The 15,663-nt window shown below is 58.9% G+C and carries 13 protein-coding genes, 1 rRNA gene and 1 pseudogene; 6 read left to right on the forward strand and 9 right to left on the reverse strand.

Translation table 11 applies throughout. The annotated features are described in order from the left end of the window. Window positions 1-236, forward strand: a pseudogene (locus AC1DSG_RS17170) (hypothetical protein); the annotation flags it as partial. A 22-nt stretch (window positions 237-258) separates the two neighbouring features. Here AC1DSG_RS17170 and AC1DSG_RS17175 read toward each other — a convergent pair. Together AC1DSG_RS17175 and AC1DSG_RS17180 are read right to left on the reverse strand one after the other, a co-directional pair. Further along, the gene (locus AC1DSG_RS17175; RefSeq protein WP_477791957.1) at window positions 259-855 is read right to left on the reverse strand and encodes a flavin reductase family protein; all 597 of its coding nucleotides are present in this window, start codon (window positions 853-855) and stop codon (window positions 259-261) included. A 208-nt stretch (window positions 856-1,063) separates the two neighbouring features. Beyond that, the gene (locus AC1DSG_RS17180) at window positions 1,064-2,377 is read right to left on the reverse strand and encodes an MFS transporter (protein ID WP_477791958.1); all 1,314 of its coding nucleotides are present in this window, start codon (window positions 2,375-2,377) and stop codon (window positions 1,064-1,066) included. Between the two features lie 202 nt (window positions 2,378-2,579). Here AC1DSG_RS17180 and AC1DSG_RS17185 point away from each other — a divergent pair, with 202 nt between their 5' ends. Then, the gene (locus tag AC1DSG_RS17185; protein ID WP_477791959.1) at window positions 2,580-3,998 is read left to right on the forward strand and encodes a short-chain fatty acid transporter; all 1,419 of its coding nucleotides are present in this window, start codon (window positions 2,580-2,582) and stop codon (window positions 3,996-3,998) included. A 99-nt stretch (window positions 3,999-4,097) separates the two neighbouring features. On the opposite strand, the gene can is transcribed toward AC1DSG_RS17185, so the two are convergent. After that, complete coding sequence (gene can / locus AC1DSG_RS17190; RefSeq protein ID WP_223519831.1) at window positions 4,098-4,742, reverse strand: carbonate dehydratase; 645 nt, start codon at window positions 4,740-4,742, stop codon at window positions 4,098-4,100. 141 nt (window positions 4,743-4,883) lie between these two features. Here can and AC1DSG_RS17195 point away from each other — a divergent pair, with 141 nt between their 5' ends. Further along, window positions 4,884-5,288 carry a serine kinase/phosphatase gene (locus AC1DSG_RS17195; protein WP_477791960.1) on the forward strand — a complete coding sequence of 135 codons (405 nt, stop codon included), beginning with the start codon at window positions 4,884-4,886 and terminating at the stop codon, window positions 5,286-5,288. Window positions 5,289-5,397: 109 nt separating this feature from the next. On the opposite strand, the gene rimI is transcribed toward AC1DSG_RS17195, so the two are convergent. Continuing rightward, window positions 5,398-5,850, reverse strand: a complete 453-nt coding sequence (rimI, locus tag AC1DSG_RS17200) for a ribosomal protein S18-alanine N-acetyltransferase (RefSeq protein ID WP_007942632.1) — start codon at window positions 5,848-5,850, stop codon at window positions 5,398-5,400. After that, on the reverse strand, window positions 5,843-6,583 hold the full coding sequence (locus AC1DSG_RS17205; protein ID WP_477791966.1) for an energy transducer TonB: 741 nt from the start codon (window positions 6,581-6,583) through the stop codon (window positions 5,843-5,845). Before AC1DSG_RS17205 ends, rimI begins: the two co-directional genes overlap by 8 nt. Window positions 6,584-6,789: 206 nt before the next feature. On the opposite strand from AC1DSG_RS17205, the gene mksB reads away from it, so the two are divergent. Genes mksB through mksF form a run of 3 tightly spaced genes read left to right on the forward strand, consistent with a single transcriptional unit; the run spans window position 6,790 to window position 11,595 of the window. Then, window positions 6,790-8,067, forward strand: coding sequence for an Mks condensin complex protein MksB (mksB, locus tag AC1DSG_RS17210; RefSeq protein ID WP_477791961.1), 1,278 nt, complete (start codon window positions 6,790-6,792; stop codon window positions 8,065-8,067). Next, complete coding sequence (gene mksE, locus AC1DSG_RS17215; protein WP_477791962.1) at window positions 8,057-8,758, forward strand: Mks condensin complex protein MksE; 702 nt, start codon at window positions 8,057-8,059, stop codon at window positions 8,756-8,758. The genes mksB and mksE overlap by 11 nt, the downstream gene beginning before the upstream one ends. Next, window positions 8,755-11,595 (forward strand): Mks condensin complex protein MksF, encoded by a 2,841-nt coding sequence (gene mksF, locus AC1DSG_RS17220; protein WP_477791963.1) that lies wholly within the window; start codon window positions 8,755-8,757, stop codon window positions 11,593-11,595. The genes mksE and mksF overlap by 4 nt, the downstream gene beginning before the upstream one ends. Before the next feature lie 186 nt (window positions 11,596-11,781). Here mksF and AC1DSG_RS17225 read toward each other — a convergent pair whose 3' ends face one another. From AC1DSG_RS17225 to rrf, 4 genes are all read right to left on the reverse strand, one after another. Beyond that, entirely contained in the window at window positions 11,782-14,085 is a 2,304-nt protein-coding gene (locus AC1DSG_RS17225) for a PqiB family protein (RefSeq protein ID WP_477791964.1), read from the reverse strand. Continuing rightward, window positions 14,078-14,701, reverse strand: coding sequence for a paraquat-inducible protein A (locus tag AC1DSG_RS17230; RefSeq protein WP_223519818.1), 624 nt, complete (start codon window positions 14,699-14,701; stop codon window positions 14,078-14,080). Before AC1DSG_RS17230 ends, AC1DSG_RS17225 begins: the two co-directional genes overlap by 8 nt. Continuing rightward, a complete protein-coding gene (locus AC1DSG_RS17235) occupies window positions 14,688-15,347 on the reverse strand; it encodes a paraquat-inducible protein A (RefSeq protein WP_477791965.1) in 660 nt (219 codons plus the stop codon). Before AC1DSG_RS17235 ends, AC1DSG_RS17230 begins: the two co-directional genes overlap by 14 nt. Window positions 15,348-15,496: 149 nt before the next feature. Beyond that, window positions 15,497-15,612, reverse strand: a 5S ribosomal RNA gene (gene rrf / locus AC1DSG_RS17240). Window positions 15,613-15,663: the final 51 nt, after the last annotated feature.

A 15,663-nucleotide genomic window follows, 5' to 3' on the forward strand; every position in this document is an offset into this window, starting at 1 on the left:
ACACTGCTACGTACCGGCCTTGGAGCACACTGCTACGTACCGGCCTTGGAGCGATCGTCGGCTTCCTGATGATTGCCCCCTTCATCGAGGACGTGCCGATCTCACTCAACCACTGGCTGACCACGCTCATGCTCTGCCTCATGACACTAATGTTCTCGGCATCGATATCGTTGCTGCATGACTTTTTGATGACTCGCCCGACCCGCAGTCATCCGAAAAATCACATTCGCTTGTGAGGACGCCTGCCTGGTGGCTGGCTTACGGCAGGGTCTTGCCGTCCACCGGGTCGCCAATCATCAGGAAATGCCCACCCGCCACATGGTGCAAGGTGCGCAATGCATCCTGCCCTTCGAAGTGCCAACGGCCCTCGCTGAAGACGCGCTCATCCGCCTGAGCGGCAATCACCTCGGCCAGGAACAGATCGTATTGCTGATGATTATTGGGCTCTGGCAGCAGTCGACATTCCAGCCATGCCACGCAGCCTTCGAGCATAGGGGCGTCAATCAGCTCGCCACTGAAAGTTGGCAAACCATAGGCCTGGAACTTGTCCAGGCCTTGCTCCCGGGTCAACTCCAGGCCTGACGTCGAACCAACGGTCTGGGTGATATCGGCCTGCGCCGCGCAGGGAACGTTCAGCACGAACGTTCCCGAGGCTTCCAGCAGTTGCCGGGTCCAGGTGGACTTGTCCAGCACCACGGCAATTTTGGGCGGTTCGAAATCCAGCGGCATGGCCCAGGCGGCGGCCATGATATTGCGCTGGCCATCGTGGGCTGCACTCACCAATACGGTCGGCCCGTGATTGAGCAGACGATACGCCTTGGACAAAGGAACCGGCCGGCGGTGGGAATCGCTCATGTTGTCTGCTCCTGGGAAAAGAGCCGATTGTAGCGATTTCCACCGTTATGGCAGGTATCAAGTCGCCAGCTGATTGGCAAACTGCCCCACCGCACTCACCACTTTCTGCGCTCAGTCCGGAATCTCGATAATCACCGTGACGCCTCGATGGCCGCGTTGAGCGCCAGCAGGTTGGTCTGTTTGGCGATGCCGCCGTGAACGCCAGGGATTACATCGCACCCGCCGCTATGCAATGACCGACCTTGGGCATGCGCGTACCAAAATACGCCGCGCTGACCACGCCCACCGTCCCCATCACGGCACAGAAGATCACGCAGATCCACGGGCTCCACGGCATCAGTCCGATTAATAACAGCGGTGTGATGCTCGCCCAAGCGGCGTAGGCAATGTTGTAGGTGAAGGAAATCCCCGAGACACGAACCCGAGCCGGGAACAGGTTGATCATCACCGACGGTACCGCGCCGACCACCCCGCAACTCAGGCCGGCTATTGCGTACGCCAGGCCTGTCCAGTTACGGCCGCTGATCAGGCAGCCGTAAAGCACACCAATACCCAGCGGCAGCAGCAGGCTATAGAGCATGACCGTGCGCCAGGCGCCGATGCGATCGACCAGCAACCCGGCAAGCACGCAGCCGATGTTCAGGAAAACAATGCCCAACGCGCTCAAAGCGAACGTATGGCTGGCGGTCATGCCGAAGGTTTTTTGCATCATGGTCGGAGTGATAACAACGAACACCACTACGGCCGAGGTCAGCACGCAGGTGAGGATCATGGCTGGCAACATCGCCAGACGATGCTCACGCAAGACCGTGCGCAACGGCAGTTCGACGGCGGCATCGCGCTGGGCCTGCATCGCCATGAACACCGGAGTTTCACTGAGCCAGCGGCGCAGCCAGACGCCGATTACCCCGAACACACCGCCCAGCAGGAACGGGTAACGCCAGGCGAAATCGAGAATTTCCGCCGGGGTGAACGCCTGTGCGAGAAAAGTCGCCGTCAGGGCGCCGATCAAGTAACCGAAGGTCAGCCCGGCTTGCAGGAAACCGAGTGCATAACCGCGATGCCCAGTCGGCGCATGCTCGGCGACAAACACCCAGGCGCTAGGCACTTCACCGCCCACCGCCGCGCCTTGCAGGACACGTAACACCAACAGCAATAACGGTGCCCAATAGCCGATCTGCGCGTAGGTCGGCATGATCCCGATCAGCAGGCACGGCAGCGCCATCATCAGGATGCTCAGGCTGAAGACTTTCTTGCGCCCTAGCCGGTCGGCGAAATGCGCCATCAGAATCCCGCCCAACGGGCGCGCCAGATAACCGGTGACGAAGATTCCGAAACTTTGCAGCAGACGCAGCCACTCAGGCATTTCCGGCGGGAAGAACAGTTGGCTGAGGGTCAGGGCGAAAAAAACGAAAATGATGAAATCGTAGATTTCCAGCGCGCCACCAAGGGCCGCAAGGCCGAGGGTCTTGTAATCCGAGCGGGTAAAAGGCGTCGGGCGCGAGGGGGTGTTGGCAGTCATCAAAAAGAACTCTGCAGCCGGTAAAAAAACCAAGGCGCCCATGGTCTACGCAAACGCGCCCACGGACAAGTCGTTAGACCATAGTCCCGTTTTGCTAAAACTATGTCACACCGCAGGATCGGTTGATTTATTGTTGGCATCTGTCTAGACCGGTCGTTACGGCCCGAAGACCACCATAAACATAATAATTCGAGGTACGCCCGTGGCTGCTGATATCGAAGATACCCGCTCTGCCCGCTTTGCCCTGCGCTGTTCAAATTTTGCCGAACGCTGGTTCCCCGACTCCTGGGTGTTTGCCGCGCTGGCGGTGATCATTGTCGCCGTGGCCACCCTGTTCATGGGCGCCAAACCGACTGACGCCGCCATGGCGTTCGGTGACGGGTTCTGGAGCCTGATCCCGTTCACCATGCAGATGGCATTTGTGGTGATCGGCGGTTATGTGGTCGCTAGTTCACCGCCAGCGGTGAAACTGATCGACCGTCTGGCGCGCCTGCCGAAAAACGGCCGTTCGGCCGTCGCCTGGGTGGCGTTGATTTCCATGGTCGCCTCGTTGCTGAACTGGGGCTTGTCCTTGGTGTTTGGCGGTTTGCTGGTGCGCGCCCTCGCCCGTCGTACCGATCTGAAAATGGATTACCGTGCCGCCGGTGCTGCGGTCTATCTGGGCCTTGGCGCGGTGTGGGCCTTGGGCCTGTCGTCGTCCGCTGCACAATTGCAGGCCAATCCGGCCAGTCTGCCGCCGTCGATCCTGGCGATCACCGGGGTCATTCCCTTTACCCAAACGATCTTTTTGTGGCAGTCCGGTGTCATGCTGCTGGCGCTGATCGTGGTCTCGCTGATCGTTGCCTACGCCACCGCGCCAGGCCCCAACACGGCTCGTGACGCCAAAGCCTGCGGCGTCGATCCGAGTTTCAACCTGCCACCCCTGCAACCACGCACTCGCCCCGGGGAATGGCTGGAATACAGCCCGCTGCTGACCCTTTTGCTGGTGCTGCTGGCGGCTGGCTGGCTGTTCCACGAGTTTTCGACCAAACCGTTGCTCAGCGCCATCTCCGGGCTGAACACCTACAACTTCCTGTTCCTGATGCTCGGCGCGCTGTTGCACTGGCGTCCGCGCAGCTTTCTCGATGCCGTGTCCCGCGCAGTACCGACCACCACCGGCGTACTGATCCAGTTCCCGCTGTACGGCTCGATCGCCGCCTTGATGACCACGGTCAAAGGCACTGACGCGCAGACCCTGGCGCACCACATCTCGACGTTCTTCGTCAGCATCGCGTCCCACGACACCTACGCGGTGCTGATGGGCGTGTACTCGGCGATTCTCGGCTTCTTCATCCCGTCCGGCGGCGGCAAGTGGATCATCGAAGCGCCGTACGTCATGCAAGTGGCCACCGACCTGAACTACCACCTGGGCTGGGCCGTACAGATCTACAACGCGGCCGAAGCCCTGCCGAACCTGATCAACCCGTTCTACATGCTGCCGCTACTGGGCGTGCTCGGGCTGAAGGCGCGGGATTTGATCGGATTCTCGTTTGTGCAGTTGCTGGTGCATACGCCGCTGGTGCTGTTTCTGCTGTGGGCGTTGGGGACGACGCTGACGTATACAGCGCCGGTGATGCCTTAAATGAAGTTGATTGCACCTGCTGGGGAGCAGGTGCAATCAGGCTCGATCGGTGGCCAGTTTTATCAACACTGGCTCCGACGTAGTTTTTGTTGACGGTATTTACAACTTCTCTACCGGACGCAGACGGTATTGCGGCGGCAGTTGCTCAAACCCACTGATGGTCGCGTTCAGGCTTTTCCAGCGCCCGTCCTTGATCCCGTAGATGCATCCATGGATCGACAGTTTCTGCCCTCGATGCCAGGCGTTCTGCACAATGCTGGTATGCCCGACGTTCGCCACTTGCTGAATCACGTTCAGCTCGCAGAGGCGGTCGACACGCTCTTCTTCGGTCGGCAACTTGGCCAGTTCTTCGCGTTTTTCATAATAAAGATCGCGAATCGAGCGCAGCCAGCCGTCGATCAGGCCCAGCTGGCGATCCTGCATCGAGGCGCGCACACCGCCACAACCGTAGTGACCGGTCACCAGGATGTGTTTGACCTTGAGCACGTCCACGGCGTACTGAATCACTGACAGGCAGTTGAGGTCGGTGTGAAGCACCACGTTGGCCACGTTGCGGTGCACGAACAGATCGCCTGGCAGCATGCCAACGATCTCGTTGGCCGGCACGCGGGCGTCGGAACAGCCAATCCACAAATATTCCGGCGTCTGTTGGCGGGCCAGCTTGGAGAAGAAGTCCGGATCTTCCTGCTTGATCGCTTCGGCCCAGCGTTCGTTGTTATCAATCAGATCTTGTAATTCGTTCATGCTGTAAAGCCTCAAGAATGATGCGCTGGTTTGACAGACAACCGCCCGTCGGGGTCACGCGCTTGATGCAAGTAAGGCAGGTGGAATTCTCGGGAGCGCAGTGGGTCCACCCTAGTAAGACCCACAGTATGAGGAATTGCCATGACTGATTCACGACGTCCGTTCGATGCGGCGCAACCCGAGCCGATCGACGACAACGAAGACCGCATGGGCTCGGTGCGCGAGCTGGACTTCGATGAAGAAGCACCCGGCGGCAAAATCGGTGACGAGCTGGCGCAAACCGAACGTGAGCGGCTGATGCCCATTGAACGCCTGCGTGAAGCGGGCATGACGGGCGCCTCGACCGATGATCACGAGTCTACCGATGATGACATGAGCCCGGAAACGTTGATCCTTGAGGATGGTGCGCGGGATGCTCATGAAGCCGGTGAAGGTGATCAGGCGGATTGGGATTTGAGCATTGTCGATGAAGATGACATTGGCGGGGGGAATGGACTGGATGAGGCGGAGATGGCGAATCGGGATCCGATGGATGGCAATCGTTGATCTATGGCGCCTGTTAAGCCCGCTCCCACAGTGGATCTGATTAATGCACAAATTCTGTGCCCGACACAGATCAATGTGGGAGCGGGCTTGCCCGCGATGCTTTTAAGGGTCAGTCAACCAATGTGCAGGCCATAACGACCGCATCTTCCCGACCACCCACGGCTGGATAATAATCCCGACGCCGGCCAATCTCGTTAAACCCGTACCGCTCATACAGCCGAAACGCCGAGCGATTACTGTCGCGAACTTCCAGAAAACACTCCCGCGCCTCAGCCTTGTAGGCAATCGACATCAAGTGCTCCAACAGCGTCAACCCCAGGCCACGGCCCTGATTTTCCGGTTTCACGGTGATATTAAGCAGATGCGCCTCATCCAGAATGATCTGCACCACGCCATGGCCGACCTGCTGCTGCCCTTCGAACATCAGCCAGATCTGGTACTTGCCCAACCCATCGAGAAAAATCCCGCGGGTCCAGGGATGGCTGTATGCCGCGTATTCGATTTTCAGTACAGCGTCCAGGTCCGCCTCGATCATCGGGCGGAACGATACAGCGTCACTCATTTGATTCTTTCCAGCGCGCCATCAGCCGACGCATGGCTTGCCAGACATCAGCCTTACGCTGTGGCTCTTCCATTAATAATTCCAGACCCGGCAGGGCCCAGACCGAGCCCAGGCCTTCGACCTGGAGTTCACGGTTGAACGATTCGGCGTTGGCCTCACCGGCAAAACGCACCGCTGGCAGGCCGATCAGCCACACGCAGACGCAGGGCGCGTCTTCGATGCGCGCCGAGAGAAAGCCTTGCACGAAGTCGCGCGCCGCTTCCGGGCCTTGATCCATGGTGCCGCGAGCCAGGAGCGGCCAGCGTACCGGTTCGCCGACAATCTGCGGGCTGTCCGTCAGACCGGCGGCGCGCAGCATGTCTTTGAGCAGCAAATAGGCGGGATCGCGGGTCTGGAACGTTTGGCCTGTGGGTAACTCCACCAGCAACAGGCAGCGACCGGCGCGCAGCAATTGCAGAGCGAAGCGCGGTGGCGGTACTTGCACAGCCTTGGCGACGACCGGAGCCGCCTCTTCTTCGACCTTGGCGTTGGTGCGCGTGCTGGCCAACGATGGGCGCGGCACCTCGATTTTCACCCGCTCGGCCGGTTTGACCACAGGCTCCATGGGCGCTTGAGCCACTGGCGCCGGGGCCATCGGCGCCACGACCAACGGCTCGGGCATCTCCAGCAGCTCGGGGCGCGAGGGCGCGGCAAAGGGCAATTCGGTGCGCGGCAGCCAGTTGACCACCTGCATGGCGGTCAAATAAGCGCGGCGACGGGACTCGATAAGCAAAGGTCGGCCACTTGTGGATAACTAAAGTGCGGTGATTCTACCGCCCTTCGCTCAAGATCGCCCGCGCTTGATCGATAGAAAACCGACACTCTGTCCCGCGAGTGAATCGCATCGGCCYTGATGCAGTACAATCGCGGCTTTTAATCGCCAACCAGCCGGCCATTCCGATGATCGAACCCAAGCGCGTCTTGCGCGCCCTCGCTGAACACTGGGCACTTCTGGAGCCACTGTGCGAGCACTTCGACCAAGGCACCTTGAGCCTCAACGAACTGCGCACGCAACTGGCCGCCCAGCAACTCGACAGTACGCCGCAGGACATCACCAGCCTGCTGGACGTGTGGATCCGCCTCGATATTCTGGTTCCGGTGGCGAAAAGCCCGAACCGTTTCGAGCTCAATGCGCAGATCCACGACTTCCTCGCCTACCTGCGCCGTGAGCACCGTCTGGGTCTGTGCCTGGAGATCGAAGCCTACTTGCGTCACCTCGAACGCCTGGCCGGTTACATTCRGGACGCTTTCGACATTCGTGACGGCCATGACCTGGCGCGCCAGTTGCGCTTGCTCGATATGCGCGTACGCGACGTATTGAAGAAACTCGCCAATGACGAACAGGCGCTGGTGGCCGTTGCCGAACGCGCCAAAACCAGCGACCGACAAATTCCGTTGCGTCAGCGTTACGCCGAAGTACTGGCGACCTGGGACGAATACGTCGAGCCGATGATTCAATTGGTGAACGCCGACGGCGCCTTCGAACAAGGCGTGCGCAAGGTCGAGAACGTCCTGCTGAAGATGCTCACCGAACAGCAGCGCCTTGGACATCTGGTCGACGACGACATGCTCTTGCGCACCCACGCGCGCATCCTCGAAATGCAAACCAGCGCCCAGTTGACCCTGCGTCATGCCCGCGAGTTGCTGTTGCCGCTGCGTGAAGAAGCCCGTCGACACAATGCCGTGACCCGTGGCGCGGCGTTGGCTTTGTCGGCCATTCGTCGTAAAGGTATCGATGCGGTGCCGCAAGCCGCCATGCCAATGTTCACCCGACCGCAAAGCACCTTTCTCGGCAGCGCCAGTCAGGTCGAAGCCTACGTGTATGCGCTGGCCCGTTTCGAACCGAAACCGGCGCAATTCCCCAAGGCCCACAAGACCCAGAAAGGCGAAACACCGCGCGCGCCACGCACCGTTCGCGAAATGCTTGAACGCTGCGAAGACGCCCTGCCGATGCCGGACCTGATGACCTGGCTGCTGGAGCAGGAACCGGACGGCGCCACCGACGAATTGCTGTACTGGTTCTCGCGCCTCTCGCGGGAGAAACGCTTCAAACGCGAGCGTCTGGAACGCCGCGATTACCACACTCATGAGCACCAGGTCAGCCTGCGCTCCTTCGCCCTGCTCTCGGCCGGCGACACCGCTGCCGAGGATTCTGCGAGCATCCCACATGCATCTTGATCTTTCCGAACTGTCCCAGCTGGCGCCGATCTTTCGCGAGCTGTTCAAGGGCTACCACGTCAGCCGCCGCGACCCGGAGCTGTACGCGCAGCTGTCGAACTTTCAGGACCAGTACCGCACGCTGTTCAAAGCCCTGGGTTTTGAACTGGTCTGCGACACCCGGGGGTTCTACTACTTCGTGCCGGACCTTGCCGCCGCAGCCGTGAACAAGACTGCGCAACGTCTGGCGCTGTTCACCTTTATCCTCGTCGAACATCTGGCGGATCAGGGCCGTGACCCGGTTGCCGTGCTCGACGGTGGCAGCCTCGGACGCGATGAATTGCCTTCCTTGCTGGAAAAGTACCGAGACCTGTTTATCCAGGCGGAAGTGCAGACGGTCGAAGAACTCGAAGAAAAAATCATGCGCCGCATGACCCAGCTCGGTTTCGCCGGCGAAGAAAACGGCATCTACCGTTTCCTGCCGCCGATGCACCGCTTCCTCGACGTCTGCCTGTCGGTGCAGCAGGACCGCGATCTGGCGGCCAGCCTGCACAGCGTGTTGCCATTGCCGGCCCCGGTGCTGATCGACGACGACAGCGACGAAAAGCTGTTGGAAACCGATGATCCGCTGGATTTGACTGACTTCGAAGAAGAAAGCGAAGAAGACGCCATGGCCCGCGCCATCGCCGAAGAACAGGAGATCGACGCATGAGCAAGGAACGCTACGGCATTCGCCGCTTTGCCCTTTTGAACACCGCCGGTTACAGCCTCGGCCTGTTTCCGCTGGAAGAGCCGCTGTCGGTGTACGGCGCGAACAACCTCGGTAAATCCGCCTCGATCAACGCTTTGCAGTTCCCGATTCTGGCGCGCATGTCGGACATGAGTTTCGGCAAGTACAGCCTGGAACAATCCCGGCGTTTCTATTTCGCCTCGGACACCAGTTACATCCTCGTTGAAGTGTCGCTGCCTCACGGCCCACACGTGATCGGCGTGGTCGGTCGCGGCCCGGGCGGTGGTTTCGGTCACCAGTTCTTTGCCTATGCCGGCAAACTCGATCTGGCGCATTACCAGAAAAACGATACCTGCCTGCGCCAGAAAGAACTGTTCACCAACCTTGAACGCGAAGGCCTCAAAGCCTACGAGTTGAAGCCTGATGAGCTGCGGCGTTTGCTGGTCGGCGGTCACACCTCGATTCCGCTGGACCTGACGCTTATCCCGTTGCGCTCCACCAGCGAGCAGAGCCTCAAGACGTTCCGCGCGCTGTTCATCAACTTGCTGCACATGCGCGAAATCACCGCGGCCAAGCTCAAGCAACTGTTCCTAGATGCGTTCGAGCACAGCCTGCGTTCCGGCAGCGTCGACTACATCGCCGCGTGCGAAGAAGCGTTCCGCGATGTTCGTCGCATGGAGCAGGACTACAACTCGCTGGTCACCGCCGGCCCGCTGGTTGAAGCACTGGCCGCGGGCGTGGCCCAACGCAATATCCTGCGCGGCAAACTGCATCGGATCTCACCACTGCTCGATTCCCTGCTCGGCACCTGGTCGGACTACGCCAGTGCGCGCAAGGAAGAACTGACGATTCAGGCCGAGCATTACCGCAACGAGCAAGATGCGCTGCAAAACGATCAACGTGGCGGCACGCAGGAACTGATGCGTCTGGAGCGGGAAATCACCGGCATCCAGCGCTGGCTTGGCGAATTGTCGGTACTCAAGCATCGCTTTGCGTTGGTCGATGACGTCAAAGTGCTGGAGCAGCAACTGCTTGCGGCCAAGGACGCGCACGACGAGCTGGCCGGCGCATTGGCACAGTCCCGTCAGTTCAGCGCCGAAGACCTCGAAGAGCGTCTGCGCGATCTGGAAAAACGCCTCAAGTCAGTCAAGCAACAACTCGATCACGCGGACAACAACAGCTACGCCCGTCTGCGTGAAGAGTTCTCGCAGCAGGATGTCGAGCGTTTGATGCGCCTGTTCAACAGCGCTTTGTTCAGCCTGCCGCTGGGTGAGCATGGCATCACGCTGGACGAGGACGGTCTGTGGGTTAAATCCATGGAGCTGATCCTCGACGGTTTCAAAGGCGAGCGCTTCGAAGTGCCAGGCTTGTCCATCGACATCTCGCACATCGAGCCACCAGCGCTGCAAGCCTTGGCTGACCGTGCCGCATTGCGCGATCAGAAAGAGCGTCTGGACAAAGAACTCAAGCAACTCAAGACCCAACAGGCCGTCGCCGCCGACCGAGCGGCGAGCAAGACCCAGACCGAAGCGCTGTACCAGCAAGTGCTGGATTCGCAGAAAGCCCTGGAAGATTTCCGTCGCGCGCAAACCCTGAGCGCCGAGGAAGGCGACAAGCTGGAGCAACTGGCGCAAATGGAAGCGGCGCAGGACGAGTTGAAGCGCTCCAGCGATGCCTTCACCGAACGCGTCCAGCAACTGTCGGCCAAGCTGCAACTGGTCGGCCGTCAGATCGGCGACATGGAAGCCAAGCAACGCACCCTCGACGACGCCCTGCGCCGCCGTCAGCTGTTGCCGGCAGACCTGCCGTTCGGCACGCCATTCATGGACCCGATCGACGATTCCATGGACAACCTGCTGCCGCTGCTCAATGACTATCAGGACAGCTGGCAGGGATTGCTGCGCAGTGACGGTCAGATCGAGGCACTGTACGCCCAGGTTCGCCTCAAAGGCGTGGCCAAATTCGACAGCGAAGACGATATGGAACGTCGTCTGCAACTGCTGATCAACGCCTATGCACACCGCACCGACGAAGCCCTGACGCTGGGCAAGGCACGCCGTGCAGCGGTCACCGACATCGCCCGGACCCTGCGCAACATCCGCAGCGACTACGACAGCCTCGAGCATCAACTGGCGCTGTTCAACCGCGAGATCAACAAACGTCAGGTGTCCAACCTGCAAAGCTTCCGCATCGTGCTCGCGCCGAACAAAGAAGCGCTCAAGCACATCGACCAGATCATCCACAGCGCCGGCCAATACGAAGAAGGCGAAACCCTCTCCGTCTTCGACCTGAGCCAAAGTGCCGATCAGGACAACAAGAACGAAGAAGCCAAGGAGTACCTGGCGCGGCTGGTGGCGGCCAACCACAACCAGCTCGGTCTGAAGGACTTGTTCGAACTGGCCTTCGAGATCACCAAGGTCAACGGTCAACCGGTGATCCACACCGACATCGATGGCGCCGCCTCCAACGGCACCACGATGACCATCAAGGCGCTGACCAACATGTACTTGTTGCTGCACTTGATGGACCGCGACCAGGCCGGTCGCGTGCGCCTGCCGTACTACCTCGACGAAGCGGCTGACATCGACGAGAAGAACCAGGCAGCGCTGCTGGAAACCAGTCTGCAACTGGGCTTCGTGCCGATCCTGGCGAGTGTGAAACCGCAGGTCTGCGCCAGTGTTGCGATTGACCTGGAAGGTGGCAGCGGGCCGAACGGGATCTACATCGATGAGGCGGACTGGAAGTACATTCGTCGTCATGACGAGGTGAAGGCGAACGTTGTAGCGCAGGTAGATGAGCCGGAGCTGGATGCGGTCTGATCGGCGTTAATCGCAAGCCATAAAAAAGGCCGCGATCCAWTGGATCGCGGCCTTTTTTGTGGGTGCCTTTCGGTGAGTTTGAGGCCCTCATCGCGAGCAGGCTCGCTCCCACAATAGTTCGGTATGCACCGGATTGAATGTAGGAGCAGGCTTGCCCGCGAAGGCGGCATTACAGGCACCGATAGACTATTTGCCGATTGCGATCTTCGGCGCCCAGGTCAGCCATTCATCTTCGAACTTGTCGAACAGCGGGAAGGTCTGCTCAGCCCGTGCCGGACTGCCCATGCGATCACCGTCCGGGGTGGCAAAGGCGACGCCGCCCTGAATCAGTGTTTCCAGCGATTCAGTACGCACCGTTGCGCCTTTGAACAAGCCGTAGTCGAGACCAAAACCGCTGCTGTTCCAGAAACGCGTACCGCTGCGCACCAGCGACGCGTATTTCGGCTCGATCAGAATGTGTATCAGCACACGATCCGCCGTCTGTCCGAGTTCATAGCCAGTGACTTTGCCGACGGTGATTTCGCGGTATGTCACCGGTACACCGGTTTTCAGTGATCCACGGCGAGCGGCACTGAGCACGAGACTCAAACCGGCTTCTTGCTTTGCCGACTCTGGTGGATTGGCCAAGACGACGAAGTTCGTTTGTGGCCCAAGATTTTTCGGTGCGGGCTGCACTTCGATGTATTGGCCGGTGACCAGGGTTTCGAGGTTGGAGGACTTGATCAGACCCAACTCAGGTTTCACCACCCAGAACTGACTGCCGACCCGGGCGATGCGCTCTGGCACTACGGTGATCCGTGCGGTGAGCATCACCGATTGCAGATCATCAGTGAGGTCAACGTCTTCAATCTTGCCGACATCCAGGCCTTTGAATCTCACAGGCGTGCCGTTGCGCAAGCCATCGGCGCGCTCAACCTTAATGGTGACCACGGTGCCTTTCTGATTGGCCTCGTCATGGTTGGCGAACAGGCGAAAACGCGGGATCTTTTTTTGCAGCGGCGCCTTGGCTTCAGGTGTCTCAAAGGCGATGCCGCCGGCCATCAGGCTTTGCAGAGATTCGCTTTTGACCTGGATTCCGTCCGTCAGTCCGCCCGTGAGCGTGATGCCGCTGGCATTCCAGAATCGCGTCGAGGCGTTAACCAACCCTTCGTATTCCTTCTCGATGTGGACACCGATGACCAGTCGCTTCGTTTTCTTGGAGAATTGATAACTCTGGACCGAACCGACCTTGACCTGCTTGTAGAGAATCGGGCTGCCGACCTCCAGAGATCCCAGGTTCTCGGTGAACAACACCAGATGCAGGCCCGGAGAACGCAAATCCAGCGGCGGCGCCTTGGGCCGTGCCACGAATTCGCGCTGCGGTGCTGAACCTTTATCGCCAGGGCGCACCGCGATGTAGTTACCTTTGACCAACGCTTCCAGACCGGTGATGCCCGCGAGGGAAATCGACGGTTTGACCACCCAGAACTGAGTGCCGGTGACCAGGTAATCTTCGGCCAATGGATCGAGGGTCAATTCCGCAGTGGCACCGGACAGGTCCGGATCAATCTTCAGGGCTTTCAAATTGCCGACCTGAATGCCTTTGTACATCACCGGCGTGCGGCCAGCCTGCAAGCCTTCGAAATCGGTGAGTTTGACCTTGACCCGAATGCCGGCAGCCGCGGCGTCAAAGTCTTCATAGAGACGGAACGGCAGACTAGGATCGGTGGGTGGACTGTCCTTGCGATTCTCAGGTGTGGCGAACGCGATACCACCGGCGACGATGCTGGCAAGCGACTCACTGCGAATTTTCACACCGGACAGGTTGGCGTCGATGCTGATGCCGCTGGCGTTCCAGAAACGCGTGTGTTTGCGCACCAGATTGGCGTAGGTGGGTTCAATGAAAACTTTGAGCTCGACAGTACTCTGGTCTTCCGAGAGCACGTAGCTTTTGATCTCGCCGACCTTGATCTGCTTGTAGAACACAGGGCTGCCACGGTTTATAGAGCCTAGGCGATCAGCCTTGATGGTCAGGTGCAAACCCGGCTTGGCGTCGGACAACGGAGGCTCTTCGGCCAGTGCCTTGAATTTGCGAGTGGGCTCACCTTCACCGGGGCTGATCGCTACGTAATTACCCGAAACCAGCGTTTCCAGACCGGTGATACCAGCCAGGGTCACGCTCGGTTTGACCAGCCAGAAGCGTGTGCTGGTCTTTAGGTATTGCTCGACATCCTTATTCATCTCGACAGTCGCGATCACGCCTTTCGAGGCGCCTTCGTCATCGAGTTTGAGGGCTTTCACCTTACCGACAGACATGCCTTTGTAGACCACTTCGGTCTTGTTGGCCTGGATGCCTTCGCCGCTTTCGAAACGTATATGAACCTCGATGCCTGTCTCGTTATAAGCACGCCAGCCGAGCCAGCCGCCGATGATCAAAGCGATCAGGGGCAGAATCCAGATGGCTGACCAGTTCGAGGCCGGTCGGGTTTTCGCTGTAGGCAAATCAGTCATGGTCGTCGTCCGACTCCGTGTTATCCCAAATCAGTCGGGGATCGAAAGAAACTGCGGCAAGCATCGTCAAAATCACCACACTGGCGAAGGCGATGGCGCCAAGATTGGCTTCGATGCTGGCAAGCCGTCCAAAATTCACGACCGCCACCAGGATGGCGATCACAAAGATATCCAGCATCGACCAGCGGCCGATGAACTCGATAAAGCGGTACATCCAGATTCGTTGGCGAGCCGAGAGTGGCTGGCGGCGCTGTATCGAAAACAGCAGCAACCCGATGCCCACCAATTTGAACGTCGGCACTAGAATACTGGCAATGAACACCACTGCCGCGATGGGAAACATGCCGTAATGAACCAGGTCAATCACGCCGGACATGATGGTGCTTGGGGCGCCCTTGCCGAGTGAATTGATGGTCATGATCGGCAGCATGTTGGCCGGAATGTAGAGAATCGCAGCGGTAATCAACAGCGCCCAGGTGCGCACCAGGCTGTTCGGGCGACGGGCATGAACCAACGCACCACAACGGGTGCAGACTTGCTCGTCGGTGTCAGCTTCCTGCTTGTTCAATTCATGGCATTCCGCACAAATCAGAATGCCTGCATCAATCGCCCGCATGGGCATCCTCTCCTGATAAAGCCTGCCAGATCTGATGAGGCGACATCACAACCTCCAACCCGACCTGAACCAACAGCAAACTGATAAAGCACACCAGACCAAGACCCACGCTAATGGCTGCCATATCTRCCAGTTTTACGAACGCGACCAGTACGCCCATGAGGTAAACCTCAAGCATGCCCCAGTCTCGTAAATGGTGATAAATGCGATAGAGCAGCAAGCCGTAACTGCGTCCGATATCAAAGCGAATACTCAACAAGACCAACAATTGGCAGAGCAGTTTGAGCAAAGGGATTCCCATGCTGCACAGGAACACAATCACCGCAACGCTTTGCATGCCGGTATCAAACAAGGCTACAACGCCGCTCCAGACAGTGTCCTTCGACGATTGCCCGAGTAGATTGAGCTCCATGATGGGTAAAAAGTTCGCCGGAACAAACAACAATAATGCGGCGATGACCAAAGCGAGACTGCGCTGCACGACGTTGTGCCGATGGGCATAGAGTTCATAACCGCAGCGCGGGCACAGCGCTTTCTCGCCATGGGTGAGATCGGGCTTTCGCATCAGTAAGTCGCACTCATGACATGCGACCAAATCGTCCAGCGGTAATTCTGACAGCCTTTGGGTGTCAACCGAATCTGGCATAAAGGCTCTGGCTCCAAGAAAGTTGGGCCTATTCTAGAGGTATGAGTCGAAAATAACTGCGTCAATTTGTGCGTTAAGCCGAGGAGCACTTTTCTGCGGGCAAAACAAAACCCCTACCTGCATACGCAGATAGGGGTTTCGGAATTTAATCTTGACGATGACCTACTCTCACATGGGGAAACCCCACACTACCATCGGCGATGCATCGTTTCACTGCTGAGTTCGGGATGGGATCAGGTGGTTCCAATGCTCTATGGTCGTCAAGAAATTCGGTAGCCAGGTCGTTTACCTTTCGGTTCACGCTCCAGCGAATGGG

The organism is Pseudomonas sp. P5_A12 (assembly GCF_056400685.1).